Origin of the sequence: Streptomyces thermoviolaceus (assembly GCF_045209695.1) — a bacterium.
Taxonomy (GTDB): Bacteria; Actinomycetota; Actinomycetes; order Streptomycetales; family Streptomycetaceae; genus Streptomyces; species Streptomyces thermoviolaceus.
On record NZ_CP109280.1, the window covers coordinates 877,284 to 902,668 of the forward strand.

The window sequence follows — 25,385 nt, forward strand, 5'->3', positions numbered from 1 at the left end:
CCATGCGTCAGGTCGCGGGGGCCTGCTCCATTTCCTGCTCCCGCTTGTGCGGTGCGACCGCCGTCAGCAGCAGGTACACCACCAGCGAGGTGGCCAGGCCGACCGCCCAGCCGTAGTCGGCGAGCGGTTCGAGCGCCGGGACGGGCCGGCCGTCGATGATCGGATGGAAGTCCGCGCCGCCGACGGCGAGCACGCCTCCCACCACGAAGGCCACCACCGCGCTCGCGTTCCAGCCGCCCGAGTACCAGTAGCGTCCGCCGCGGCGGTAGAGGTCGCCGAGGACCAGCCGGGTGCGGCGCACGATCCAGTAGTCGGCGACGAGGATGCCGGCGACCGTGCCGAGCAGCCCGCCGACCAGACCGAGCCAGGTGAAGATGTAGCCCTGCGGGTCGGCGTACAGCTTCCACGGGCAGATCACCACCGCGAGCACGGCGGTGATCAGCGCGCCCGCGCGGAAGCCGACCTTGCGCGGTGCGACGTTGGAGAAGTCGAACGCCGGGGAGACCAGGTTGGCGGCGATGTTCACCGACAAGGTGGCCACCAGCACGGTCACCAGCGCGTACAGCAGACCGACGACGTTGTCGGTGCGGGCGGCGAGCTGCACCGGGTCCCACACGGGGGTGCCGTACACGGCCTGGGAGCCGGAAGTGACCAGTACGGACAGGAAGGCGAACAGGGTCATGGTGGTGGGCAGGCCGAGGGCCTGGCCCCGCCGCTGGGCGCGCTGACTGCGGCCGTAGCGGGTGAAGTCGGGGATGTTCAGCGACAGCGTGGACCAGAAGCCGATCATCCCCATCAGCGAGGGGGCGAACAGCGTCCAGAAGTGGGTTCCCCAGCCCAGTCTGGACGGCTGGTCGAACAGCGGGCCGAGGCCGCCGGCCTTGCTGCTCATCCACCACAGCATCACGAACGCGCCGATGAGCACGAACGGGGCCGCCCAGTTCTCGAACCGGCGGATGGTCTCCATGCCGCGGTAGATGATGGCGACCTGGAGCAGCCAGAAGATCGCGAACGACAGCCACATGGTCCACGCGTGGCCACCGATCTTCGTGGCGTCGGACCAGCCGTCGCCGATCAGTTTCCCGGCGAGGAAATAGATGGCCTCGCCGCCGATCCAGGTCTGGATGCCGAACCAGCCGCAGGCCACCAGTGCCCGCACCACGGCGGGCAGGTTGGCGCCGCGCACCCCGAAGGAGGCGCGGGCGAACACGGGGAAGGGGATGCCGTACTTGGGTCCCGCGTGCCCGGTGAGCAGCATCGGCACCAGCACGATCACATTGGCCAGGGCGATGGTGAACACCGCCTGTTTCCAGTCCATGCCGACGGCGATCAGGCCGGAGGCGAGGGTCCAGGAGGCCGTGTTGTGGGCCATGCCGACCCACAGGGCGCAGAAGTTGTAGGTGGTCCAGGTACGCCGTTCGACGGGGACCGGCAGCAGGTCCGCGTTGGCGTAGGGGCCGCTGGGCGGTGGAGATCCGGGGGCGATCTCCACGCGCCCGTCGGGGAGGGTCACCTGGGATGGGGGTGCTATGCCCCAGGGAGCGGTGTCGGTCATGGGCAGCCCAATCGGATGGCGCCAGTCATCTGGCGTTGACGACGGGAATGACCTCGCGGCCGTACGCGTCGATCACGGCTTCCTGCGCGTCGTGCATGTCGTACACGGCGAACTGGTCCACGCCCAGCTCGCGCAGCGCGTTCAGCTTCTCGATGTGCTTCTCGACCGGCCCGATCAGGCAGAACCGGTCGACGATCTCGTCGGGCACGAACGCCGTGTCCGGGTTGCCGGCGCGTCCGTGGTGGGCGTAGTCGTAGCCCTGGCGGGCCTTGATGTAGTCGGTCAGGGCGGTGGGGACCGCGTCGGAATCGTCGCCGTAGCGGGCGACCAGGTCGGCGACGTGGTTGCCGACCATGCCGCCGAACCAGCGGCACTGCTCGCGGGCGTGGGCGAGGGCCTCGGGCGAGTCGTCGGCGGTGACGTAGGCGGGGGCGGCGACGCACACGGTCACCTCGGCCGGGTCGCGTCCGGCCGCCGCGGCCGCGTCCCGGACCGCCTTGACCATGTACTCGGTCAGGTACAGGTCGGCGAGCTGGAGGATGAAGCCGTCGGCCTCCTCGCCGGCCATCTTCAGTGCCTTGGGTCCGTAGGCGGCCATCCACACCGGCAGGTGTGCGCCGGGTCGGACCCAGGGGAACTTCACCACGGTGCCGCCGCCGAGGTCGGCCTCCTGGCCGGAGGCCAGCGCCCGGATGACCTTCATGGCCTCGCTGATCCGGGCGAGGGTGTTCGGTTTGCGTCCGGCCACGCGCATCGCGGAGTCGCCGCGGCCGATGCCGCACACGGTCCGGTTGCCGAACATGTCGTTGAGGGTGGCGAAGGTGGAGGCGGTCACCTCCCAGGTGCGGGTGCTGGGGTTGGTCACCATCGGGCCGACGGTGAGGTGTTCGGTCTGCGCGAGGATCTGACTGTAGATGACGAACGGTTCCTGCCACAGCACGGCGGAGTCGAAGGTCCAGCCGTAGCGGAAGCCGTTGCGTTCGGCGCGCCGCATCAGCTCGACGACGCGCGAGGCCGGAGGGTCGGTCTGCAGGACGAGTCCGAAGTCCATGGGCGCCGCTCCTAGGAGAGGTACTGGCAGGTCGAGCGCGGGGTGTAGACACCGTGGCCGGCGCGTCCGGTGTACTCCCGCTCGGTGATGACGAACTCGCCGCGCGAGAGCACGGTCTCGACGCGGCCGGTGACACGCCGGCCCTCGTAGGCCGAGTAGTCGACGTTCATGTGGTGGGTGGCCGCGGACATGACCTGCTCGGCGTGCGGGTCGTAGATCACCACGTCGGCGTCGGCGCCCGGCGCGATGGTGCCCTTCTTCGGGTACAGGCCGAACATCCGCGCCGGGGCGGCGCAGGCGATCTCGATCCAGCGGCGGCGTGAGATGTGCCCGTCCACGACGGCCTGGTGGAGCAGGTCCATGCGGTTCTCCACGCCCGGCATCCCGTTGGGGATCTTGGAGAAGTCGCCGCGGCCCAGCTCCTTCTGCCCGGTGAAGCAGAAGGGACAGTGGTCGGTGGAGACCACCTGGAGGTCGTCGGAGCGCAGCCCCCGCCACAGGGCCTCCTGGTGGTCCCGGGGGCGCAGAGGTGTGCTGCACACGTATTTCGCGCCCTCGAAGTCCGGCTCGGCGAGGTTGTCGGTGGACAGGAACAGGTACTGCGGGCAGGTCTCGCCGAAGACGTTCACCCCCTCGTCGCGGGCCCGGGTCAGCTCGGCGACCGCCTCGCGGGCCGAGACGTGCACGATGTACAGGGGTGCGCCGGCGACCTGGGCGAGCCGGATGGCGCGGTGGGTGGCCTCCGCCTCCAGCAGGGCCTTGCGCACCTCGCCGTGGTAGCGGGGGTCGGTCTCGCCGCGGGCGAGGGCCTGTTCGACCAGGACGTCGATCGCGATGCCGTTCTCGGCGTGCATCATGATCAGTCCGCCGTTGTCGGCGGCGCGCTGCATGGCGCGCAGGAGCTGGCCGTCGTCGCTGTAGAACACCCCGGGGTAGGCCATGAACTGTTTGAAGGAGGTCACCCCCTCCTCCACCAGCAGGTCCATCTCCTTCAGCGTCTCGTCGTTCACATCCGAGACGATCATGTGGAAGGCGTAGTCGATGGCGCAGTTGCCCTCGGCCTTCGCATGCCAGGCGTCCAGGCCCTCGCGCAGACTCCGGCCGACGCTCTGGATGGCGAAGTCGACGATGGTGGTGGTGCCGCCCCATGCGGCGGCCCGGGTTCCGGTGGTGAAGGTGTCGGAGGCGTAGGTGCCGCCGAAGGGCATCTCCATGTGGGTGTGTCCGTCGACGCCGCCCGGGATGACGTACTTCCCGGTGGCGTCGACGGTCCGTTCGGCCGTGAACGCCTCGGCGGCCGGGGTGTGGGAGGCGGCGAGTGCGGCGATCCGGCCGTCCTCGATGAGGATGTCGGCGTACATCTCCTCCGCGGCGGTGATGACGAGACCGCCGCGGATGACGGTGCGACTGCTCATGGTCCCTCCTGCCTGGTCACGGATCCGGTGTCGGCGGTCGCGGATCCGGTCACGGCGCGGTCAGCGGCGTGTAGGCACCGGGGGCGCGGTCGCGGTAGAACTGCCAGCGGTCGCGGACCGTGCGCAGCTTGGACATGTCCAGGTCGCGGACGACGAGTTCGGTCTCCTTGTCGCTGGCCGGTTCGCCGACGAACTGCGCCTCGGGGTCGACGAAGTAGGAGGTGCCGTAGAACTCGTTGTCACCGTGTTCCTCGACGCCGACCCGGTTGATGGCGCCGACGAAGTACTCGTTGGCGACGGCCGCGGCGGGCTGCTCCAGCTGCCACAGGTAGCCCGACAGGCCGCGGGAGGTGGCCGAGGGGTTGAACACCAGCTCGGCACCGGCCAGGCCCAGGGCGCGCCAGCCCTCGGGGAAGTGGCGGTCGTAGCAGATGTAGACGCCGATCTTGCCGACGGCGGTGTCGAAGACGGGCCAGCCGCTGTTGCCGGGGCGGAAGTAGAACTTCTCCCAGAATCCCTTCACCTGCGGGATGTGGGTCTTGCGGTACTTGCCGAGGTAGGTGCCGTCGGCGTCGACGACGGCCGCGGTGTTGTACAGGACGCCGGGCTGTTCCTCCTCGTACATCGGCAGCACCAGGACGATGCCCAGTTCCCGGGCGAGGTCCTGGAAGCGGCGGACGGTGGGACCTTCGGGGATCTGCTCGGCGTACTCGTAGAACGCGGGGTCCTGCACCTGGCAGAAGTACGGTCCGTAGAACAGCTCCTGGAAGCACAGGACCTGGGCGCCCTGGGCGGCCGCGTCCCGTACTGCCTGTTCATGGACCTGGATCATGGATTCCTTGTCGCCGGTCCAGGCCGTCTGGAAGAGCGCGGCGCGGATCACTCGGCTCATGGGGACCTCCGCTCGTCGAGGGTGCGAAGCGGTGCTTGGGGTGTGTCGGTGAGCGTAGGAAGGCGGGCGAGCGGGTTTGAGATGCACCGTGTCACATTCGCGGGGTGCGGCGTGTCACGGTGTCACTGCTGCTGTGCGTCGTGCGCGAGCAGGGCGATGTGGACGGAGGCGGCCTGTTCGAAGTCGTCGAGGTCGACGCCGAGGCGGGTCTGTATGGCTTCCAGGCGGCGGTAGAGCGCCGGGCGGGAGACGTGGTGGAGCTGGGCGGTGCGGGACTTGTTGCGGCCGGTGGCCAGGTAGGTGCGCAGCACGTCCAGCAGCTCGGTGTCGGTGCCGCACAGCAGCCCGTCGAGCTCCCGCTCGGCGAAGGCCTGCAGCTGCGGGTCGTCGCGCAGCAGCCGGACCAGGCCGCGCAGATGGACGTCCTTCAGCCGGACGACGGCCGGGAGGTCGAGCGCGCGGGCGGAGCCGGCCACGGCGTCGGCGACGTGCCGGGCCTCGCGCAGCCCGTCGGGCACGTCGTCCCAGCAGGTGAGCGGTGCGGAGGCGGCCACGACGGCGTCCTGCTGCCCGGGCTCGGCACGCAGCCGGGTCGCGAGATGGCAGGTGAGGGTGTCGGCGTCCTGGTCGCAGGCGAGGCTGAGCAGCACCGCGGCGTGTCCGTCGCCGAGGTCGGCGACCAGTCCGGGCAGACCCAGCAGCCTGAGCAGCCGGTCCAGCCGGGAGGCGTCGCCGCCGCGGACGGCCAGGGGCACATAGGTGCGGCGGCCCACCGGCAGCCCGGCCGCCCGGGCCCGGGGCAGCAGCTGCCGGGCGGGGACGACACCGCCGACGAGGTCGGCGAGCAGGCTCTGCGCGGACTGTTCCTCCCAGGAGCCGGCGGCGTCGTCGAGCAGGCGGTGCAGGACCAGGGCCTCGGCGCCCCGGTCGGCCAGCAGCCGTCCGGTGGCGGTGTCCCCGCGGTACCCGCACAGCACCAGCCGGCCCCACCGCTGCCCTCGTCCGCCCAGTTCGGCACGGATCCAGCCGTCCGTCTCGCCGCCCGTCCCCGTGCCGGTGGGGCCCGGGTGGTGTCCCCAGGCCTGCCGGGCGATGCGTTCCCAGTCGCGCAGCACGTCGTCCACCGCGGACCGCTCCCCCGCCGTGGCCAGCACCCGGTGGGCGAGGTTGGTGAGCACGACGGGGCATCCGGCGTGCTGGGCGATCTCGTCCAGCAGGGCCTGCAGCGGCGCCCCGGCGGTGATCAGCGCGGTCAGCGTGGTGCGGACGGACTCGGAGAGGCTGACCGAGGCGTACTTGCGTTTCACCAGCCGGGCCTGGACCTCCTCGGTCAGCTCGGCGAACGGGAACGGCCGGTGCAGCACGACCAGCGGCAGCCCGCACCGTTCGGCGGCCCGGCGCATCGCCTCCGGCGGCCGGGGAAAGGCGCGCCCCAGACCGAGGACGACGGCCGCGGCCTCGGCGCGGTGCAGGGAGCGGATGTACTCGGCCTGTTTCTCCTCGTCGCCGGCGAGCAGCACCCCGGTGGTGAGGACCATCTCGCCGCCGCTGAGCATCACGCCGACGTCCGCCGCCTCGGCGACGTGCACCCAGCGCACCGGCCGGTCCAGCTGGGCGGCTGCGGCCACCACCTCCGGTTCCCCGGCGAGCACCCGTTCCAGGGCGAGCACCTGCCGGACGGACAGCGGCTGCTCGGGCGAGGGCCGGTCTGCCGGGTCCAGGCGGGGCACCGCGGACGGCTGCCACGGCGGCCGGGACGGGGAGCCCGGTGCGGACCAGGCGGCTGCCCGCAGGGGTTTCGGACCGGTCGGGGGCCGGAGGGGATCGCGGTGGGTGAGGTGTCGGTCCGAGGCGGTGGTCATGTGCGACGCCCCCTTGATCGGGCTGTTGGTGCTCGGCCGCGCTCCTCAGCTGACGGCGTGCAGCGCGCGTTCGAGGATCGCGGCGCCTTCCTCCGCCTCCGCCACGGTCAGCGACAGCGGAGGGGCGATGCGCAGGGCGCTGGTGTCGTGGCCGCCGCCCTTGCCGATGAGCAGGCCGCCGTCCCGGGCCGCCTCCAGCACCGCGTTCGCGGCCTGCGGGTCGGCCTCGTCGGTACCCGGCCTGGCCAGTTCGACGCCGATCATCAGGCCGCGTCCGCGGACCTCCCGCACGGCGGGCACCTTCGCGGCGACGGCCCTCAGTCGTTCGATGAGCAGCCCGCCCACCCGCCGGGCGTTGCCCTGCAGGTCGTGTTCGAGCAGGTAGGTGAGGTTGGCCAGGCCGGCGGCCATGGTGACCTGGGTGCCGCCGAAGGTGGAGATGCTGTTGGCGTCCAGGCAGTTCATGATCTCCGCGCGGGCGACGACACCGCCGACGGACATGCCGTTGCCGAGGCCCTTGGCGAAGGTGAGGATGTCCGGTGGTCCGTTGCGCCCGTGGGCCTGCCAGCCCCAGAAGTGGTCGCCGGTGCGTCCCCAGCCGGTCTGCACCTCGTCGCTGATCCACAGGATGCCGTGCTCGGCGAGCACCTCGCGGAAGGCGGCGTACAGGCCGTCGGGCGGGGAGGTGAAGCCGCCGACGCCCTGGATGGGTTCGGCGATCAGCGCGGCGGGCGGGCGGGTGTGGCCGAGCAGGTCCTTCAGGTCGGCGACGCATGCCTCGACGAAGCGGTCGTCGTCGAGGTGGGCGAAGGGGCCACGGGTGCGCACACCGCCGTGCACGTACAGGGTCTGCAGCGGGGACAACGAGGTCGGGGACCAGCCGCGGTTGCCGGTGATGCCGACCGTGCTGAAGGACCGGCCGTGGTAGCTGTTGCGCATGGCCAGGACGGTGTTGCTGCGCCGGTAGGTGGTGGCCAGCAGCAGCGCGGTGTCGTTGGCCTCGGTCCCGGAGGTGGTGAAGAACACCCGGGCGTCGGGGATGCCGCTGAGCCGGGCGATCCGCTCGGCCAGCTCCACCATCGGCCGGTTGAGGTAGAGGGTGGAGGAGTGGATGATCCGCCCGGCCTGCTCGCTGACCGCCTTGGTGACCTCGGGCAGCGCGTGCGCGGTCATGGTGGTGAGGATGCCACCGAAGAAGTCCAGGTAGCGCCGGCCGTGGGCGTCCCAGACGTAGCGGCCCTCGCCGTGGGTGATCTCCAGCGGGTCCTCGTAGTAGAGCGCCAGCCAGTCGGGCAGGACGGCACGGTGCCGGTCGTACAGATCGCTCACCAGCTGCTCCTTCGACGTGCCTCAGACAGCTGTCTCCTTCAGGGCCCGGAGGCAACGAACGTAAGCCCGCACGACAGGCTTGCCAAGACCATCGTCGTAAAGCCGCTGGGTCGATCATGTTTCGCACTCCGACGGGCGAGCGCCGGCCGGTGTGCTCAGACCTGCGCGGGTTCGCAGAGTCCCGCCAGCTCGTCGAGGGACAGTTCGAGGACGTGGGCCAGGGCGGCGACGGTGAAGAACGCGGGGGTCGGGGCGCGCCCGGTCTCGATCTTCCGCAGGGTCTCCACCGAGATGCCGGCCTCGGCGGCGATCCGGGTCATGCTGCGCTCGCCGCGCGCCGCGCGCAGCAGCCGCCCGAGCCGCTCGCCGCGTTCGCGCTCTTCCGGGGTGAGGGGATTGCGTACCACGTCTGCCAGTCTAGCCGCCTACCGTTATTCTCATGCCGGTATAGTAATTGGCATGGTGGAACTGAAGACCGATACCGCGATCGACGCCATGCACGAGGCCGGACAGGTCGTCGCCCGGGTGCTCACCGCGCTGAGCAAGGCGGCGGACGTGGGCGTCTCCCTGCTGGAGCTGGACGGGCTCGCCCGCGACCTGCTCCGCGAGGAGGGCGCGACCTCGCCCTTCCTCGGCTACCGTCCGTCCTTCGCCCCGACCCCGTTCCCCGCCGTGCTGATCACCTCGGTGAACGACGCGATCGTCCACGGCATCCCCACCCGCTACCGGCTGCGCGACGGCGATCTGCTCTCCCTGGACTTCGGTGCCGAGCTGAACGGCTGGGTCGGGGACTCGGCGCTCAGCATGATCGTCGGCCGGCCGCGCCCGGCGGACGTGCGGCTGATCGAGACCGCCGAGCGGGCGCTGGCCGCGGGCATCGAGGCGGCCGTCGTCGGCAACCGCATCGGGGACATCGCCCACGCCGTCGGCACCGTGTGCCGGGAGGCGGGCTACGGCATCCCGGACGGCTTCGGAGGGCACGGCGTGGGCCGCCGCATGCACGAGGACCCGTCCGTGCCGAACGAGGGCCGCCCCGGACGCGGGATGCGGCTGCGGGCCGGCATGGTCCTGGCGATCGAACCCATGGTGATCGCCGGCGGCACCGACGGCTACCACGCCGCCGGGGACGGCTGGACCCTGCGCACCGATGACGGCTCGCGCGCGGCCCACGTGGAACACACCGTGGCGATCACGGAAGCAGGGCCGCGCGTCCTCACCCAGCGGTAGCCCACCGGGAGTGCGCGGGCCGCCGCCCCACCGCACACACCTCCGCTTCCGCCACCCCCCTGCATCGGCCCGACGCCGTCGCCGCACGACCGCCTTCCCTGGCCGTACGCGCCCCGGGTGCCCCGGGCAGCCGTCCGTGTCATCGTGGCATGAGCGCGGCTCGACCGGTTACCCGTCGAAAGCCAGTCGTCAGCGAAGGAACGGACAGCGATGACCAGCGGCTTCATCGGACCGGAGGGTGACCCCTTCGGCGACTTCTTCGCCCGCTTCTTCGGCGGATCGCGTCCCGGTCCCCGGCACGTCGACATCGGCAGGCTGCTCAGCCAGCCCGCCCGGGAACTGGTCCGGGGCGCGGCGCAGTACGCCGCCGACCACGGCAGCCGGGACCTGGACACCGAGCACCTGCTGCGGGCCGCGCTCGCCGCCGAGCCGACCCGCAGCCTGCTCAGCCGCGCGGGCGCGGACCCCGACTCCCTCGCTGCGCAGATCGACGAACGCTCCGGCCCCGCCCAGCACCCGCCCGGCCAGGGCCCGCCGCCGACCTCGCTGTCGCTGACCCCGGCGGTCAAACGTGCGCTGCTCGACGCGCACGACATGGCGCGGGCCAGCGGGGCCGGTTACATCGGCCCGGAACACGTGCTCAGCGCGCTGGCCGCCAACCCCGACTCGGCCGCCGGGCACATCCTGCACGCGGCCCGGTTCGCCGCCTCCACCCTGCCGCCGGAGCCCACGGAGAGCACCACGCAGACCCGGCCCGAGCGGCAGCGGTCCACCGGCACACCCACCCTCGACACATACGGGCGCGATCTGACCGACCTGGCCCGGCAGGGACGCATCGACCCGGTGATCGGGCGCGACGAGGAGATCGAGCAGACCATCGAGGTGCTCTCCCGGCGCGGCAAGAACAACCCGGTGCTCATCGGCGACGCGGGTGTGGGCAAGACCGCCGTCGTCGAGGGCCTCGCCCAGCGCATCGCCGACGGCGACGTGCCCGACGTGCTGCACGGCCGCCGGGTCGTCGCCCTCGACCTGACCGGGGTGGTCGCGGGCACCCGCTACCGGGGCGACTTCGAGGAACGGCTCAACACCATCGTCACCGAGGTCCGCACCCACTCCGACCAGCTGATCGTGTTCATCGACGAACTGCACACCGTGGTCGGGGCCGGCGGGGGCGGCGAAGGCGGGGCGATGGACGCCGGCAACATCCTCAAACCCGCCCTGGCCCGCGGCGAGCTGCACATCGTGGGCGCCACCACGCTGGAGGAGTTCCGGCGGATCGAGAAGGACGCGGCGCTGGCCCGGCGGTTCCAGCCGATCCTGGTGCCCGAGCCGTCCGTGCCGGACACCCTGGAGATCCTGCGCGGACTGCGCGACCGGTACGAGGCGCACCACCAGGTCCGCTACAGCGACGAGGCGCTGGTGGCCGCGGTCGAGCTGTCCGACCGGTATCTCACCGACCGGCGCCTGCCCGACAAGGCCATCGACCTGATCGACCAGGCGGGCGCCCGGGTCAAGCTGCGGGCGCGCACCAAGGGCACCGATGTACGGGCCATGGAGCGCGAGGTCGAACAGCTCACCCTGGACAAGGACCAGGCGGTCGCGGACGAGCAGTACGAGCAGGCGACCCGGCTGCGCGACCGCATCACCGAGCTGAAGCAGCGCATCGCCGAGGCCGACCGGGACAGCGAGGCGGACGAGGGCCGGCATCTGGAGGTCATCGCGGAGGACATCGCCGAGGTGGTGTCCCGCCGGACCGGCATCCCCGTCAGCAGCCTCACCCAGGAGGAGAAGGAACGCCTGCTGAGGCTGGAGGAGCATCTGCACCAGCGGGTGGTGGGCCAGGAGGAGGCCATCGCCGTGGTCTCCGACGCGGTGCTGCGCTCCCGCGCGGGACTGGCCAGCCCGGACAAGCCGATCGGCAGTTTCCTGTTCCTCGGGCCGACCGGCGTGGGCAAGACGGAGCTGGCCCGGGCGCTGGCCGAGGCGTTGTTCGGCAGCGACGACCGCATGGTCCGCCTGGACATGAGCGAGTACCAGGAACGGCACACCGTCAGCCGGCTGGTGGGCGCCCCGCCCGGCTACGTCGGCCACGAGGAGGCCGGTCAGCTCACCGAGGTCGTGCGCCGGCACCCGTACTCGCTGCTGCTGCTCGACGAGGTGGAGAAGGCGCACCCGGACGTCTTCAACGTGCTGCTGCAGGTGCTCGACGACGGGCGGCTGACCGACTCCCAGGGCCGCACCGTGGACTTCACCAACACCGTCATCGTGATGACCAGCAACCTCGGTTCGGAGGCCGTCACCCGGCGCGGGGCGGGCATCGGTTTCGGTCCGGGCGATGCGGAGGCGGACGACCAGGCGCGGCGCGAGCGGATCCTGCGCCCGCTGCGGGAGCACTTCCGACCCGAGTTCCTCAACCGCATCGACGAGATCGTCGTCTTCCGGCAGCTCAGCGGCGAGGAGCTGCGGCGCGTCACCGACCTGCTGCTCGAACGCACCCGACGACTGCTGCACGCGCAGAACGTGACGGTGGAGTTCACCGACGCCGCCGTGGACTGGCTGGCGCGGCGCGGGTACGAACCCGAGTACGGTGCCCGGCCGCTGCGCCGCACCATCCAGCGGGAGGTCGACAACCAGCTGTCACGGCTGCTGCTGGACGGCCGGATCGGCGCGGGCAGCCGGGTCACGGTCGATGTGGCCGACGGCCGGCTGGTGTTCGGCGGCACCGACGACCGGGAGCCCACGGCGGCACCGGTGGAGTGACGTCACGGCGACGGGGCCCGCCTTCCCTCGCCTGTGGCCTCGGGAAGGCGGGCCCCGTCGGGCGTCGTCGCGGGCTTGCTCGTCCGCTCACCGGGACGAGCGGACCACCATGGCCGAACCGCCGCCGCGCCGCACCTTCTCGGCTGCCGCCAGCCAGCGGCCGTCGGGCAGGCGCTGGACGCCGGTCGCGGCGCCGATCTCCGGGTTGAGCTTGAAGGAGTGGCCGAGGGCCTCCAGCTGCTTCGCCGGCTTGCTGTCGTACAGGGCGGGTTCGAGTTCGGTCTGGGCCGCGTTGCGCTGGCTGGCGCGGGGTGCGGCGATCGCGTCGACCAGCGGCTGATGCCGGTCGACGAACTCGGTGAGGGTCTGCAGCACCGTGGTGATGATGGTGGCGCCGCCGGGCGAGCCCAGGGCCACCACCGGGCGCTGGTGCCGGTCGAGCACGATCGTCGGGGCGATCGACGAGCGGGGCCGCTTGCCGGGGCCGGGCAGGTTGGGGTCGTGCACGGCCGGGTCGGCCGGGGCGAAGGAGAAGTCGGTCAGCTCGTTGTTGAGCAGGAAGCCGCGGCCGGGGACGGTGATGCCGCTGCCGCCGGTCTGCTCGATCGTCAGCGTGTAGGCGACGACGTTGCCCCAGCGGTCGGCGACCGTCAGATGGGTGGTGCTCTGGCCCTCGTAGGTGGTGGGTGCCGCCGTGCCGCCCTGTCCGCACGCGGCCGGACGGCGCGGGTCACCGGGCGGGAGCGGGCTGGTGAGCACCGCGTCGTCCTTGATCAGGCAGGCGCGGGAGTCGGCGAACTTCTGCGACAGCAGTCCCTTCGTGGGCACGTCCTCGAAGGCGGGGTCGCCCACCCAGCGGCCGCGGTCGGCGAACGCGATACGGCTCGCCTCGATGAAGCGGTGCAGGTACTGCACCTCGCTCGCCTTGGACAGGTCGGTCTTCTCCAGGATGTTGAGCGCCTCGCCGACCGTGGTGCCGCCGGAGGAGGACGGTGCGATGGAGTAGACGTTCAGACCGCGGTAGGTGGTCCGGGTGGGTGCCTGGAGCTTCGCGCGGTAGGCCGCGAGGTCCTTCTCGGTCAGGTCGCCGGGGCGGGCCTTCCAGCCGGAGGCCGGGTCGACCGGCGGGTGGTTCACCGTCTTGACGATCTCCCGGCCGAGTTCGCCGTGGTAGATGGCGTTCACGCCTTTGCGGGCCAGCTCCTGGTAGGTGCGGGCCAGGTCGGGGTTTCTGAAGGTGGAGCCGACGACGGGCAGTTTGCCGTTCGGCAGGAACAGCTTGGCGGTGTCCGGGAAGTACCGGAAGCGGGTCTCGTTGTCGGCGGTCTGCTGCCGGAAGGTCTCGTCGACGGTGAAACCGTCGCGGGCGAGTCGCTCGGCCGGCCTCAGCACCGTGGCCAGACGCTTGGTCCCCCACTCGTCCAGGGCCTTCTGCCAGGTGGCCGGGGTGCCGGGGGTGCCGACGCTCAGGCCGCTGCTGACCGCCTCGTCGAAGGAGAGCGGCTCGCCGTTCTCCGTGAACAGGTCCTTGTCCGCGGTCAGGGGCGCCGTCTCGCGGCCGTCGATGGTGTGGACGGTGCGGGTGCGGGCGTCGTAGTAGACGAAGTAGCCGCCTCCGCCGATGCCGGCCGAGTACGGCTCGGTGACGCCGAGCGCGGCGGCGGTGGCGACGGCCGCGTCCACGGCATTGCCACCCTGCTTCAGCACCTCTATGCCGGCCGCCGAGGCGTCGGCGTCGACGCTGGCCACGGCGCCGCCGTAGCCGACGGCCACGGGCGTCTTCGGGGGCGTTCCCGTTCCGCCGCGGGCGTGCGCGGTCGGCGGCGCGGCCGCCCCCACCGACACCACGGCGGCCGTGACCGCCAGGAACGCCAGTTTCCGCGCGACAGGGGGACGCATCCGCACCTCCACGGTCGAGTCTGCTCGGTCGGCTGACCGTCCGCGCAGCTTAATTCATCGCCATGGCCCCGTCATGGGCACGGCGAACGCGCCTGTTCGGGTGAGGGTGTGCGCCCAACTCCTTTGCGCCACTCGGGTGATGGCGACCGGCCGGGACACGCCCGGCGGGATCGGCGCGCCTCCGCGGCCGCCCGCGGCACAGGGGGCTTCCGGTCCGCGTCCGGCGGACGCTCGCGGCCGGGCGGACGCCGGCGTCGGACCGTCGCCCCGGCCGGCCGGGCCTGCCACCGCACCGGCGGCTCGTGCGCTCCGCCGCGCGGGGTGAACGCGCCGGACACCGGGTCGGACGGGACCGCAACCGGGGCGGATGCGGCCGCACTCGTCGCGGACGGGCCCCGCCAGGAGCGCCCGCCGGACGCGGACCGCCGTGGACGTGCACGGAAGCGAGCACATCCCGCCCGGCGCGCAGCTGACCTTCTCCTCGGCCGCGGAAGTCCCCGGTGTCCCGGGCCGCTTCCGCCGCGCGAGCAGTGATCTTCGGCTGCCGCCGGCCGGGTATGGCTCTGTGGACCGCTGCCCCTGCCGCGGTCGCGAACTGCCCATCGTAGTCGAGGGCATGGAGGGGAAAGACCGCCGGGCCGCGCCCCGGCCCCAAGCCCCGTGCACCGGGCGGCCGTTGGGCGCCGGCCGCTCGGATCCGCGCGATCTCGGCGTACGGCTGGGACAGTTCGGGCACCCCGGCGGGGAGGTGCCGGCAAGCCCCGGCCCCGTGCGGCGCCTGCCCACGCGGGGAAGCCCACGGGCCCGGCGCGAGCGGCTCAGACGTCCAGGTCGACCACCACGGGGGCGTGGTCCGAGGCGCCCTTGCCCTTGCGCTCCTCACGGTCGACGTAGGCGTCGGTGACCGCCTTGGCGAAGGGCTCGTTGCCGTACACCAGGTCGATGCGCATGCCGCGGTTCTTGGGGAAGCACAGCTGCCGGTAGTCCCAGTACGTGAACGGCTTGTCGTACTTCAGGGGGCGCGGCACGACGTCGGTCAGGCCGGTCTCGCGCAGGGACGCCAGCGCGGCCCGCTCGGCCGGTGTGACATGCGTGGCCCCCTCGAAAGCCGCCGGGTCGTAGACGTCGTCGTCGGTGGGCGCGACGTTGTAGTCGCCCAGGACGGCGAACGGGCGGCTGCCGGCGGCGTCGCCCGCCACGGCGGCCTTGAGTGCCTCGAACCACTGCAGCTTGTAGGCGTAGTGCGGGTGCTCCACCTCACGCCCGTTGGGCACGTACACCGACCAGACGCGCACCGGACCGCAGGTGGCGGAGATGGCTCGCGGTTCGGTCACGCCCTCGTAGCCGGGGTCGCCGGGCAGGCCCTTGACCACGTCCTGCAGGCCCACGCGGGAGAGCACGGCCACGCCGTTCCACCGGCCGGTGGCGTGCACCGCCGCCTCGTAGCCGGCCTCGCGCAGCTGGTCGAACGGGAACTGCTCCTCGGCGACCTTGGCCTCCTGCAGGCACAGCACGTCGGGCCCGCTGCTCTCCAGCCAGGCCAGCAGCCTCGGCAGGCGGGCGGTGATCGAGTTCACGTTCCAGGTCGCGATGCGCATGTTTCCCAACCTACCGGGTGTTCCCCGACCCACCGGGCGGGACCGACAACGCCTCCCGCGCGGCCCGCGGCACCCGCCCGTGGCCGGCTGCCGGTCGTCAGATCTCGTCCGAGGCGCCCGGCGCGAGCCGCAGGTGCTCGGCGCCGCCCAGGTTGCCGATGTGGGTGTCGTAGACCGGGCGCGCCAGATCGGCGAGCAGCGCGTCGTGCACGTCGTACGCCCGCTGCGGCCCGACCTCGCGGACGTAGTCGATGACCTCGGCGACCTTGCTCCAGGGGGCCATGACGGGCAGCATCAGCGTCTCGACCGGCTGGTCCGGGACGGTGAACGCGTCGCCGGGGTGGAAGAGCCTGCCGCCGTCGACGAGGTAGCCGACGTTGGTGATGCGCGGGATGTCCGGGTGGATCACCGCGTGCAGCTCGCCGTGCACCTGCACGTCGAACCCGGCGGCCGTGAAGGTGTCGCCGTGCCCGACGGTGTGCACCCGCCCCGGGAACGCGGCCGAGATCTGTTCCGCGACCGACCTCAGGGTCCAGATCTGGGCCGCCGCGTTGGCCTCCATGGCGGCCCGCAGCCGGCCCTCGTGGAAGTGGTCGAAGTGCTCGTGCGTGATCAGAATGGCGTCCGCGCCGACGGCCGCGTCCTCCTCGCTGAGGCCGCCCGGGTCGATGACGAGGGTGCGGCCCTCCTTCTCCAGGCGGACGCAGGCGTGGGACATCTTCGTGAGCTTCATGGGCCCATCTTGCCCTGCGGGGCAGTCGGTGTGATCTTCCCCGGCGGGCGCGGGCGCTGGGGTGCCTGTCTCGTGGGGCGTTGCGGCCCGTCCGGGGCCGGGCTCGGCGACGGGAGGGACGGCGCCGGATGCCCGGCCGCACGACGTGGCCACGGATCGTGGGCGGCGGGCGTGACCGGCGGGGCCGAGGGCCGCGCGCCCGCCGGTCGGTCCTCCGCGTTCACTCCGACGGGGTCGTCTCCTCCTCGATGACCTTCTGGGCCACCCGGAAGGCACGGCCCGCGACCGGCATGCCGCAGTAGACGGCCGTCTGCATCAGCACTTCCTTGATCTCGTCCGGGGTCAGCCCGATCCGCAGGGCGGCCCGGGTGTGGGCGGCCAGCTCCTCCAGGTGGCCGCCCGCGGCCAGTGCGGTCAGGGCCACGCAGCTGCGGGTGCGCCGGTCCAGGGCGGGCCGCTGCCAGATCTCGCCCCAGGTGGTGCGGGTGAGCAGGTGCTGGAAGTCCTGCGAGAAGGCGTCGGCCTGCTCCAGCTCCCGGTCGACGTGCGCGTCGCCCAGCACCTCCCGGCGGATCTTGAGGCCGGTGTCGTAGACGTCCGGCTGCTCGACGGCGTAGGGCTGCGCCTGGGCGGGCGCTATTTCGGCGACCGGTGCGGCGGGCATGGCCGCCGCGGTGACGGCCGGGGCGGGCTTGACCGGGGCGGGCTTGGCCGGCGCGGCGGCGACCACCGCCACCTGGCCGGTGCCGGGGTCGAAGACGGGCTGCCAGGCGGTGGAGAAGTGCCGCACCAGCAGGTCGGTGACGGCGGCGGGCTGCTCCACCGGGACCAGATGGGACGCGGTGGGCACCACGGCGAGACGGGCGTCGGGGATGCCGGCGACCAGGGTGCGGGCCTCGGCGGGGCCGGTGACCTGGTCGTCGGAGCCGACCAGGACGAGCGTGGGCACGCCGACGCGGCCCAGTTCGGCCCGCACGTCGAAGGCGGCCAGCGCTTCGCAGGCGGCGATGTAGCAGCCGGGGTCCGTGGTGCGCACCATCTGCACGGCCCAGTCGGTGATCGCGGGCTGGGCGGCGGCGAACGCGGGGGTGAACCAGCGGTCCGGGGAGGTGCGGGCGAGGGGGTCGAGGCCGTTCGTCCGGACGACCACGCCGCGCTGGCGCCACTCGTCCGCCGTGCCGAAGCGGGGCGAGGCGGCGATCAGGGCCAGGGAGGCCAGGCGCTCGGGGTGACGCAGGGCCAGCTCGATGCCGACCGCACCGCCGAGCGCGCAGCCGGCGTAGGCGAAGCGCTGCACGCCCAGAGCGTCGAGCGTGGCGAGCAGCCGGGCGGTCAGCTCGGCGACCGAGGAGGCCGGATAGGCGGGGGCACCGCCGTGGCCCGGCAGGTCGAACCGCAGGACCCGCCACTGCTGGGCGAGTTCGGGGACCTGACGGTCCCACATGTGCCATGTGGTACCCAGTGAGGGACCCAGGATCAGGACCGGAGCGTCTTCTGGCCCGTCAAAGCGGTATTGCAGGGTGTTCGGGGGTGTCTCACTCACGCCCCAGACCCTCTCACGTCTCACGGTCTCCTATCCTGGCTACAAGCGGTTCGGACTCGCCTCAGCCGCGCTTCGATCTCTACGCCACCAATACCCCGGACTGGAGTGGCACACGGGCGGCGGGCACTTCCGCGATTCCGAACCCTTCTGGATCTCCGTCGGCGCGGACGTCCCTGGCGGTTACACCCAGCAGGAAAGGTGTCACCACGTGGAGCCAAGGCGAGTGAAACGCACCTAAGAAGGCTGGGAGAGCTACCTCCATCGCCCGGGAGGAGCGTGCCGATGGTTCATGCAGGGCGGAGGGTGCCTGTGGTCATCACCCACGGGCGGCCGGGACGCAGCGTGCCTTGGCATGCTCGGATGGCCCCGGCTCGTCTACCAGTCCGCCACGGGACGGAATGCTTGTGCATCCGAGGTCCGGGCAAGCAAGGAGGCACTGACAACGCACGCCAGGAATACATGAACTCCTCTCCCAACGAGTGCAATCGCAAAGTATGCGCACCCTGGAAGCGTCACAGGAACACGGACCGCATGAAGCGCCAGCCGCATCGTGCGCGCCAGCGCAGCCGATCTCAGACGAAGCCGCACCGGAGCGCTCCGATGACTTCGTCGTCTCACGGCTCGACTCAAAGTCCCGTCAGGACGGACCCCAGCGGGGCCTCGCCGTATCACTCGCCTATCACACGACTGCCCCTATAACGAGGGTTGCGACTGCACAGGTCTGACCAGGTGGAAGACCTCCCGGGCCGCGTAGCGCTTGAGGCTTCGGACTATCTCGCGTCGGGTCTTGCCCTCCTTGCTGCGGCGTTCGTAATAGTCCTGGGTGCGCGGGTCGACGCGCAGGCGGGTCTGCACGATCCGGTGCAGGGCCGCGTTCGCTTGGCGGTCGCCGCCGCGGTTGAGGCGACGGTACTGCCGGCAGCCCGAGGAACGCTCGACTGGGCTGACCCCGCACAGCGCCGCGAACGACGCCTCACTGCCCAGGCGTTCCGGGTTGTCTCCCACCGTGATCAGCAAAGTGACGGCCGTGTCCGGACCAATGCCCACCACCTCGAGCAGCTGCGGATTGTGGCGCTCCACCAGCCGGGTCAGGCGGCCTTCCAGGTCCTGGATCTCTTCGCTGAGCTGCCTGATGCGCCGGGCCAGGAGACCCAGGGTGACGTGGGTGGCCTGAAGCACCGCCCCCTCGCCGGCCTCGTGGTTCAGGCTGTCGTCGACAAGCCTTGCGCAGGTGCGGAACAGCTCTGCGTTGCCCAGCCCCGCCAGTTCCTCCCTCAGCTGCGGATCGGCGCGGATGAGGACGGCCTTGAGTTGGTTGATCGCCTGCGTGCGGGCCTTGACCGCCGAGTCCTTGGCCAGTTTGTACATCCGGGCGATCTCCACTGGCCCGTCGCCCGTCTTGGCCTGGGCGCGCGCCCGCCCGCTCAGCACCGCCCGGGCCGCGTTCTCGGCATCAAGCGGGTCCGACTTGCCGCGCCGACGGCGGTCAGCCCGGTCGAACCGGTTCACATCGAAAACGTCCACGCCCTGGGCCAGCAGGTAGCGGGACAGGGCCGCCCCGAAGGAACCGGTTCCTTCCACTCCCGCCCGGCGCACCGTACCGGACCCCCTGGCCCACCCCAGCAGGTCTCGGTATCCAGCCGCGGTGGCCGGGAACTCCTCGGTGCCGATGACTTCCCCCACCAGGGAGAGCACAGCGGCCACATGGGCATCGCGGTGCGTGTCCACTCCCAGGATCACCTCTCCCGCCGGCCGACGCCGACGAGGACGCGAAGCGGAGGACGTGCCGGTCATGCTCGTTCCCTTTCAGGCCGACGACTTGTCCCGTAGCTGGCAACGGGCTGTGTGGACGGTCAGAATCGTGATGACGCCTTTCCGGCAAGCCCCTATCGAGACACGTCCATCAGCCCGAGACCAACAGCGCGCTGTCCCCTGGCCGGCGGTCGACACAGTGTGATCAGGACACCTCGGTCAGAGATCTCAGGAGTCAGACCCCACCGCAGGACAGGCACCCACCTACTGTTCTCCGCCCAACCGGCTTGCAGCCACGTCAGCCCGCTCGTTCGAGCGAATGGACTCGAAGCACCGATCGCCTGTCAACAGAACTGGCACCATGCCGCCGTCGTACTTCACTGCGAGTCGAAGGCGGACAGTTGGGGACTGTCAAACGAGCCGGTGTAACTGGGGTTGTTCGAGTTACTGACGGGCTGCGGAGAGGCGGCCGTCGAAGGTGATGTCGAAGGCGTTCAGCGCGGTCTTCCAGCGCATGGTCCAGCGGGCTTGTCCCTTGCTCGAGTTCGGGCAACTTGCGTGTAGCCATGTCCCGCCACTGACGGGTTGCGGATGGCGTGGTGTCTTCGGCCAGCAGTTGCGTGATCTCGGCGAGGGTGAAGCCCGCCCGCTGCGCCATCTTTATCAGGGCGACCCGGCGGATGGTGGTCGCGGGCCATACCCGACGCCCGCCTCCGCGACGCGCGCCGGGCAGCAGACCGTGCTCCTCCCAATAGCGCAGTGCCGCCGCACCGTGACGCCTGCTGCCCGGCCCCTACCGTTCACTGTTGGCCGACCGCACCTTTCGGCGGCTGATGCCGGTCTTCGCGTTGTCCGACCTGGGCGACGGCATGACCGTCGTCGCGGTGGCGTGGCTTGCGCTCGAACTGGTCCCGGACGGCGGCCAAGGCGCGCTGGCGGGCATCGCTGTCGCCGCCTATGTCCTGCCCGGCGCGCTGGGCGCCCTGGTTCTGGGCAGGTGGATGCGCCGGCTGTCCGCGCGACGGCTCCTGGTTACCGACTCCACGCTACGGGCCGTACTGCTGGGGGCGGTCCCGTTCGCACACATGGCGGGGCTGCTCACCCCGGCCGTGTATGTCGGGCTCCTGGGCGCCTCCTCGCTGCTGCACGCCTGGGGCAAGGCCGGAAAGCACGCACTCTTCGCCCCTTTGCTCCTCGAAGACCAGCGCCTGGCGGCCAACAGCGTGATCAGCACCAGCCTCTAAGGCGCGGCGCCTTAGCCGGCCGCCTCCCTCTGGTGCCCGGCCGTCGGCTGAGTCATCGGGCCAGGCAGCAGTCTCCGCATTTCGTGCCCACCGGAGTGCGGTAGAAGAGGTAGCAGCTGCGGCGGCGGAAGCTGAGGTCGGGCGCGGTGAAGTGGCCGGTGCCATCCAGGCATCCGGTGGCCAGGAGGTCGGTGGTGAGTTCGGTGAGCGGGTGGCGCAAGTCCGGGCGTGCCGCCAGGAGCACCTGGGCTGTCCCGGCCAGTGCGGAGGCGGCGTTTCCGTCCAGGAGGCGGGGGGAGATCTTGACGCGGAGCCCGGCGGCCATCGCGTCCAGGTGCTGCTCGACCACCAACTCGTACAACACCTTGGGGAGGTGCGGGATTCGGTCGGCGTACCAGCCGGTGGGGGCGGGCAGCCGCAGCGCGGGTCCCTCGTCGGCCCGGTGCAGCCGGGCCAGGTCGGGGACGATGCCGTGGAAGAGCGTGCAGGCGAGGACCGGGGACCACAGGCGTGCGGCGTGTCCGAGCTGCGCGATGGAGACGCCGATGCGCGTCTCGCGGGTGCCGTACCGGTCGGCGACGGCCTCTGCGAGGTCGGTGAAGCCTCGGGCGTAGGTGTCGGTGACCGGATGCCAGCCCTGGTCCGGTCCGCCCACGGCGAGGGTGAAGAATCCTCCGAGAGCCGCCACGTCCTCCAGGGCTGCGGTGACTGCCTCGGCGGGCGCGCGAGCGGGTGCGGTCATGTCTGCGCCACTCCCTGTCGCTGTCCGGTCAGGTCGTGGCCGGTGAGCAGCGTCACCTGGGGCAGGCCGGTGCGGGGATGCTCGGTGACGTCCGCCTCGACGCGGTAGACGTCGGCCAGCAGGGCGGGGGTGAGGACGTCCCGTGGTGCGCCGTGGGCGACCACACGTCCGGCCTGCATCACGCTGAGGCGGTCGCAGAACGACGCGGCGAGGTTGAGGTCGTGCAACGCGACGACGGCCGTGACTCCGAGGCGGCGGACGAGACGGAGTGCGTCGAGCTGGTGGCGCAGGTCGAGGTGGTTGGTCGGCTCGTCCAGCACCATCGTTCCGGCCCGCTGAGCGAGTGCGCGGGCGATCAGGACGCGCTGCTTCTCCCCGCCGGACAACCGGTCGAAGGGTGCGCCGGCCAGGTCGGCGACGTCCAGTTCCGTCAGGGCGGCCGTGACGATGGCGCGGTCATCGGCGTCGTCGCCCGCGAAGGGGCGCTTGTGCGGGGTGCGGCCCATGGCCACCACCTCGTACACGGTGAGGTCGAAGTCCCCGGCGTGCTCCTGCAGGACGGCCGCCAGGTGCCGGGCCAGGCGCTTGCCGGGCATCCGCCAGACGTCCGTCCCGTCCAGCAGCACGCGGCCCGACGTGGGGCGCAGTGCCCGGTAGACGGTGCGCAGGAGGGTTGACTTGCCGGCGCCGTTCGGGCCGACGAGCCCGACGACCTCTCCGGCGGACACCGTCAGGGAGACCTGGTCGACCAGCGGTCTGCCGTCGACGAGCACCGACACGTCGTCGATGTCCAAGGTTCCGGGTGCCGCTTCCGCGTGTCCGGTCATCGTGCCCTCCTGCGCATCAGCCAGAGGAAGAACGGGCCGCCGACCAGGGCGGTGAGGATGCCGACGGGGATCTCCTCGGGGCTCATGAGGGTGCGCGCGGCCAGGTCGGCGGCGATCAGGAAGGCCGCGCCGAGCAGCGCAGCGGCCGGGAGTGCTCGGCGGTGGTCGGCGCCGACCAGGAGCCGTACGACGTGCGGCAGGATCAGACCGACGAAGCCGATCTGGCCGCTGACCGCGACGATCGTGCCGATCATCAGCGCGACCAGGGTGAACAGTGCGGCACGGAAGCGGTGGACGTCCAGGCCGAGGGCTGCTGCGGCCTCCTCCCCGGCGAGCAGCAGGTTCAGCGGACGGCTCACGCCAAGCAGGACGGCCGTGCCGAGCAGGACCGCCGCGGCCGGGATCCACACCACCGTCCAAGTGGTGCCGGCCAGTCCGCCGAGCATCCAGCGCAGCGCCGACTGCGTCTTGTGGGGGTCGTTGGAAGTGACCACGAGGAAACTCGCCACCGCCGACAGCACCTCGGCCATCGCCACGCCCGCCAGGACCAGCCGCACGGTGGTCATCCGTCCGCCGGAGCGAGCCAGGAAGTACACCGCGACCAGGGCCGCCAGAGCGCCGCAGAACGCCGCCAGCGGCAGCGAGAAGGCTCCGAACAGCGTCACGTTGAGGACCAGGACCAGCACGGCGCCGACGCTCGCGCCCGACGACACTCCCAGCAGCATCGGGTCGGCGAGCGGGTTGCGGACCAGGGCCTGCAACGCCATTCCCGCCACCGACAGTCCGGCTCCCACCACCGCGCACAGCAGCACCCGGGGCAGCCGGACGTCGGTGACGATCGTCTCCCGCACCGGGGGCCACGTCGCATCGGCCAGGGCCGGGTGGAGGTGGTGGAGCAGGATGCCCCACACCTCCCCGGCCGGGATCGTGACCGAACCGGCCGCGATCCCGAAGGTCGCCGCCACCGCCACCAGGGCGGCGAGACCGGCCAGCACCAGGGCGTAGGGGAGCCTGCGGCGGCCGGGCACCACGGCCTGCGCGGGCTTGGGCCCGGCTCCGGGGGAGTTCTTGCCGACGGCCTCGGCGGGTGCCGGCACCTTGCCCGCCCCGGCCTTCCCGGCGACGGCGTCTCGGCCAGCGGCGGTCGGCTCGGTCACGCCGGTCACCGGAAGCGGTCCGGGTGGAGCTGACGGGCCAGCGACTGCACGGCCGCGGGCACCCGTACTCCCACGACGGTGGAGGACAGCGGCAGCACCGCGAACCGGCGGTTCTTGATGGCGGGTACGTCCTTCAGCGCCGGGTTGGCGAGCAGGAACTCCTTCTTCTGCGCCACGGTCTGGTCGCCGTAGTCGTAGATGACGACGACTTCGGGCGCCCGCTCGGCCACCTGCTCGAACGACACGTCGCCGAACGGCTTGTCGAGGTCGGCGAAGAGGTTGACCCCTCCGGCCCGCTCGATCATGTCGTTGCCGATGCCCGCGCCGCCCGCGGTGAAGGCGGTCTTGTCGCCGCTGTCGTAGACGAACAGCTTCACCGGCTCAACGCCGTCGAGTTTCTCGTCCACCTCGTCCAAGGTGGCGTGCAGCCGCCCGATCTGCCGCTCGGCCCGCTCCGGGACGCCGAAGACCTTGGCGACCTCGCGGATCTCCCGGTCCATCAAGGGCATCGTCACCGGCCCGGACGGGCACTCCTCGATGTTGAGGCGGGTGTTGATACCGGCCTTGATGAAGGCGTCACGGGAGCGGCCCTCCTTCTCGTCGAAGGCGGAGGACCAGCCGCCGTAGACGAAGTCGGGCTCGGCCGCCAACAGCGTCTCGTACGACGGGTACTCCTTCGACAGCACCTTGACCTTGCCGTAGGCGGCCCGGTACTCGGGGAGGATCTCGTCGTCGAGGTAGCCGGTGCCGACCATCGACTTCTCCAGGCCGAGCGCCAGCATCACCTCCGTCGCGTGCTGGTTCAGCGACACCGCGCGCTGCGGCGGGCGGTGAAACGTCGTCTTCACCCCGCAGTTGGACACGGTGACCGGGAAGCCCTTCGGGGCCGGGCCCTCGGTACCACCGGCTTGGTCCTGGGCGCTTGTGCCGCAACCGGAGATCAGCAGAGCTGTGGCCATGGCCAGCAGGGGGGACAGTGGGCGTTTGCCCGTCATGGGAATGTTCCTCTCCTACGGGTGTTACGGCTCGTACAGGTGTTACGGCTCGTACGGGTGTCGCTGGTGATCGGCGCGCAGGCTGCCGGTCTCAGGAGGCCGCGCGGCGCCGAGGCGGGGTGAAGGCGTAGAGGTCGAGAATCTCGGGCCGGGGAGCGATGCCGGGGCCGCCCGCGCTCACCCAGGCGGCGATGTCCTCGGTCGCGGCCGGGTCGTTGACCAGGCCCAGCCAGACCGGCCGCGCCCCGGCGGCCCGTCCGGCGGCGGAAGGCTGCACGACGATGACGTTGGCCTGGTCGCACACGTCGAGACAGGCGGAGACGCGTACGGGAGCGGCCTCACGCAGGCGCGCGGTTTGCACTGTGTGATCCACCCCGGTCACCTTGGGGCTGCCGCAGCAGCAGTCCCGGCACACGACGATCCGGCACGGCACCGGATCGGCTGATCCTGTGCCAACCGAACCTCTGCCCACCGGGGTCTCGTACGCCCCCTCGGCCGGCCTCACGGGCATGCCGAACCACCCTCCTCCGGGGAAATCCGCCCCGGGTACGTCGAGGAGGCGACCGCGTGAGTCTCCTGGCTCTCGGGTCGAAGCTCGTCCCGGCCTTCCCACCCGTCCTGGGGCAGTGGCCTGTTCGGGATCCGCTCGCCGATCACAGTGGCGGGACCGCGCCGGATTCACACCGGCTTCCTCGTTCCGCCGTCGCCTTGTCGCCGAGCATTATCGCATCTGAGACACCGCGCGTCATCAGGGCGGAACCCAGGGGTGGTTACGCACGGCCCGAGTCACAGGGCACCGGCCTC

Annotated in this window: 20 protein-coding genes, 1 pseudogene and 1 riboswitch; of the genes and pseudogenes, 3 read left to right on the forward strand and 18 right to left on the reverse strand. The window is 71.7% G+C overall.

The genetic code is table 11. From position 1 onward, the window contains the following. Nucleotides 1-7: 7 nt before the first annotated feature. The 7 genes from OG899_RS03905 to OG899_RS03935 form a co-directional block, all read right to left on the reverse strand. Nucleotides 8-1,555: an NCS1 family nucleobase:cation symporter-1 gene (locus tag OG899_RS03905; protein WP_189428449.1), complete on the reverse strand. Its 1,548-nt coding sequence runs from the start codon at nt 1,553-1,555 to the stop codon at nt 8-10. Between the two features lie 25 nt (nt 1,556-1,580). Beyond that, nucleotides 1,581-2,606 carry a TIGR03842 family LLM class F420-dependent oxidoreductase gene (locus OG899_RS03910; RefSeq protein ID WP_189428450.1) on the reverse strand — a complete coding sequence of 342 codons (1,026 nt, stop codon included), beginning with the start codon at nt 2,604-2,606 and terminating at the stop codon, nt 1,581-1,583. 11 nt (nt 2,607-2,617) lie between these two features. Next, nucleotides 2,618-4,021: a dihydropyrimidinase gene (hydA, locus tag OG899_RS03915; protein ID WP_189428451.1), complete on the reverse strand. Its 1,404-nt coding sequence runs from the start codon at nt 4,019-4,021 to the stop codon at nt 2,618-2,620. Between the two features lie 49 nt (nt 4,022-4,070). Next, nucleotides 4,071-4,913 carry a nitrilase-related carbon-nitrogen hydrolase gene (locus tag OG899_RS03920; RefSeq protein WP_125498547.1) on the reverse strand — a complete coding sequence of 281 codons (843 nt, stop codon included), beginning with the start codon at nt 4,911-4,913 and terminating at the stop codon, nt 4,071-4,073. 122 nt (nt 4,914-5,035) lie between these two features. Beyond that, on the reverse strand, nt 5,036-6,775 hold the full coding sequence (locus OG899_RS03925; protein WP_125498546.1) for a PucR family transcriptional regulator: 1,740 nt from the start codon (nt 6,773-6,775) through the stop codon (nt 5,036-5,038). Between the two features lie 45 nt (nt 6,776-6,820). Beyond that, nucleotides 6,821-8,104 carry an aspartate aminotransferase family protein gene (locus OG899_RS03930; RefSeq protein WP_125498545.1) on the reverse strand — a complete coding sequence of 428 codons (1,284 nt, stop codon included), beginning with the start codon at nt 8,102-8,104 and terminating at the stop codon, nt 6,821-6,823. 155 nt (nt 8,105-8,259) lie between these two features. Continuing rightward, complete coding sequence (locus OG899_RS03935; protein ID WP_125498544.1) at nt 8,260-8,511, reverse strand: helix-turn-helix domain-containing protein; 252 nt, start codon at nt 8,509-8,511, stop codon at nt 8,260-8,262. Between the two features lie 52 nt (nt 8,512-8,563). Between OG899_RS03935 and map the strand changes: the two genes are divergently transcribed. Beyond that, nucleotides 8,564-9,331, forward strand: coding sequence for a type I methionyl aminopeptidase (map, locus tag OG899_RS03940; protein ID WP_125498543.1), 768 nt, complete (start codon nt 8,564-8,566; stop codon nt 9,329-9,331). A gap of 210 nt (nt 9,332-9,541) precedes the next feature. Beyond that, complete coding sequence (locus OG899_RS03945) at nt 9,542-12,091, forward strand: ATP-dependent Clp protease ATP-binding subunit (protein ID WP_125498542.1); 2,550 nt, start codon at nt 9,542-9,544, stop codon at nt 12,089-12,091. A gap of 87 nt (nt 12,092-12,178) precedes the next feature. Here OG899_RS03945 and ggt read toward each other — a convergent pair whose 3' ends face one another. The 6 genes and pseudogenes from ggt to OG899_RS03975 form a co-directional block, all read right to left on the reverse strand. Beyond that, the gene (ggt, locus tag OG899_RS03950) at nt 12,179-13,990 is read right to left on the reverse strand and encodes a gamma-glutamyltransferase (protein ID WP_168131781.1); all 1,812 of its coding nucleotides are present in this window, start codon (nt 13,988-13,990) and stop codon (nt 12,179-12,181) included. A gap of 818 nt (nt 13,991-14,808) precedes the next feature. Continuing rightward, a complete protein-coding gene (locus OG899_RS03955; RefSeq protein ID WP_125498540.1) occupies nt 14,809-15,588 on the reverse strand; it encodes an exodeoxyribonuclease III in 780 nt (259 codons plus the stop codon). Between the two features lie 97 nt (nt 15,589-15,685). After that, nucleotides 15,686-16,321, reverse strand: a complete 636-nt coding sequence (locus OG899_RS03960) for an MBL fold metallo-hydrolase (RefSeq protein ID WP_125498539.1) — start codon at nt 16,319-16,321, stop codon at nt 15,686-15,688. A gap of 220 nt (nt 16,322-16,541) precedes the next feature. Further along, complete coding sequence (locus tag OG899_RS03965; protein ID WP_125498538.1) at nt 16,542-17,864, reverse strand: alpha/beta fold hydrolase; 1,323 nt, start codon at nt 17,862-17,864, stop codon at nt 16,542-16,544. A gap of 693 nt (nt 17,865-18,557) precedes the next feature. After that, nucleotides 18,558-19,658, reverse strand: a complete 1,101-nt coding sequence (locus OG899_RS03970; protein ID WP_125498536.1) for an IS110 family transposase — start codon at nt 19,656-19,658, stop codon at nt 18,558-18,560. 550 nt (nt 19,659-20,208) lie between these two features. Further along, nucleotides 20,209-20,376 (reverse strand): annotated as a pseudogene (locus OG899_RS03975) (MerR family transcriptional regulator); the annotation flags it as partial. Nucleotides 20,377-20,422: 46 nt separating this feature from the next. On the opposite strand from OG899_RS03975, the gene OG899_RS03980 reads away from it, so the two are divergent. Beyond that, on the forward strand, nt 20,423-20,860 hold the full coding sequence (locus OG899_RS03980) for a hypothetical protein (RefSeq protein ID WP_206345580.1): 438 nt from the start codon (nt 20,423-20,425) through the stop codon (nt 20,858-20,860). A 52-nt stretch (nt 20,861-20,912) separates the two neighbouring features. Here OG899_RS03980 and OG899_RS03985 read toward each other — a convergent pair whose 3' ends face one another. The 5 genes from OG899_RS03985 to OG899_RS04005 all read right to left on the reverse strand — a co-directional run bounded on the left by OG899_RS03985 (nt 20,913) and on the right by OG899_RS04005 (nt 25,014). After that, complete coding sequence (locus OG899_RS03985) at nt 20,913-21,602, reverse strand: (2Fe-2S)-binding protein (RefSeq protein ID WP_125498535.1); 690 nt, start codon at nt 21,600-21,602, stop codon at nt 20,913-20,915. Next, nucleotides 21,599-22,429 (reverse strand): ABC transporter ATP-binding protein, encoded by an 831-nt coding sequence (locus OG899_RS03990; RefSeq protein ID WP_125498534.1) that lies wholly within the window; start codon nt 22,427-22,429, stop codon nt 21,599-21,601. The genes OG899_RS03985 and OG899_RS03990 overlap by 4 nt, the downstream gene beginning before the upstream one ends. Beyond that, on the reverse strand, nt 22,426-23,460 hold the full coding sequence (locus OG899_RS03995) for an iron ABC transporter permease (RefSeq protein ID WP_125498559.1): 1,035 nt from the start codon (nt 23,458-23,460) through the stop codon (nt 22,426-22,428). The genes OG899_RS03990 and OG899_RS03995 overlap by 4 nt, the downstream gene beginning before the upstream one ends. A 131-nt stretch (nt 23,461-23,591) precedes the next feature. Continuing rightward, nucleotides 23,592-24,581, reverse strand: a complete 990-nt coding sequence (locus tag OG899_RS04000; protein WP_125498533.1) for an ABC transporter substrate-binding protein — start codon at nt 24,579-24,581, stop codon at nt 23,592-23,594. A gap of 91 nt (nt 24,582-24,672) precedes the next feature. After that, nucleotides 24,673-25,014 (reverse strand): (2Fe-2S) ferredoxin domain-containing protein, encoded by a 342-nt coding sequence (locus OG899_RS04005; RefSeq protein WP_185867873.1) that lies wholly within the window; start codon nt 25,012-25,014, stop codon nt 24,673-24,675. A gap of 136 nt (nt 25,015-25,150) precedes the next feature. Next, a riboswitch (cobalamin riboswitch) is annotated at nt 25,151-25,278 on the reverse strand. Nucleotides 25,279-25,385 lie beyond the last annotated feature (107 nt).

Bases quoted from the DNA above. Each gene is read 5' to 3' on its own strand.
- OG899_RS03905 (WP_189428449.1), bottom strand. From the start codon at position 1,555: ATGACCGACACCGCTCCCTGGGGCATAGCACCCCCATCCCAGGTGACC.
- OG899_RS03910 (WP_189428450.1), bottom strand. From the start codon at position 2,606: ATGGACTTCGGACTCGTCCTGCAGACCGACCCTCCGGCCTCGCGCGTC.
- hydA (WP_189428451.1), bottom strand. From the start codon at position 4,021: ATGAGCAGTCGCACCGTCATCCGCGGCGGTCTCGTCATCACCGCCGCG.
- OG899_RS03920 (WP_125498547.1), bottom strand. From the start codon at position 4,913: ATGAGCCGAGTGATCCGCGCCGCGCTCTTCCAGACGGCCTGGACCGGC.
- OG899_RS03925 (WP_125498546.1), bottom strand. From the start codon at position 6,775: ATGACCACCGCCTCGGACCGACACCTCACCCACCGCGATCCCCTCCGG.
- map (WP_125498543.1), top strand. From the start codon at position 8,564: ATGGTGGAACTGAAGACCGATACCGCGATCGACGCCATGCACGAGGCC.
- OG899_RS03945 (WP_125498542.1), top strand. From the start codon at position 9,542: ATGACCAGCGGCTTCATCGGACCGGAGGGTGACCCCTTCGGCGACTTC.
- ggt (WP_168131781.1), bottom strand. From the start codon at position 13,990: ATGCGTCCCCCTGTCGCGCGGAAACTGGCGTTCCTGGCGGTCACGGCC.
- OG899_RS03955 (WP_125498540.1), bottom strand. From the start codon at position 15,588: ATGCGCATCGCGACCTGGAACGTGAACTCGATCACCGCCCGCCTGCCG.
- OG899_RS03960 (WP_125498539.1), bottom strand. From the start codon at position 16,321: ATGAAGCTCACGAAGATGTCCCACGCCTGCGTCCGCCTGGAGAAGGAG.
- OG899_RS03970 (WP_125498536.1), bottom strand. From the start codon at position 19,658: ATGACCGGCACGTCCTCCGCTTCGCGTCCTCGTCGGCGTCGGCCGGCG.
- OG899_RS03985 (WP_125498535.1), bottom strand. From the start codon at position 21,602: ATGACCGCACCCGCTCGCGCGCCCGCCGAGGCAGTCACCGCAGCCCTG.
- OG899_RS03990 (WP_125498534.1), bottom strand. From the start codon at position 22,429: ATGACCGGACACGCGGAAGCGGCACCCGGAACCTTGGACATCGACGAC.
- OG899_RS04000 (WP_125498533.1), bottom strand. From the start codon at position 24,581: ATGACGGGCAAACGCCCACTGTCCCCCCTGCTGGCCATGGCCACAGCT.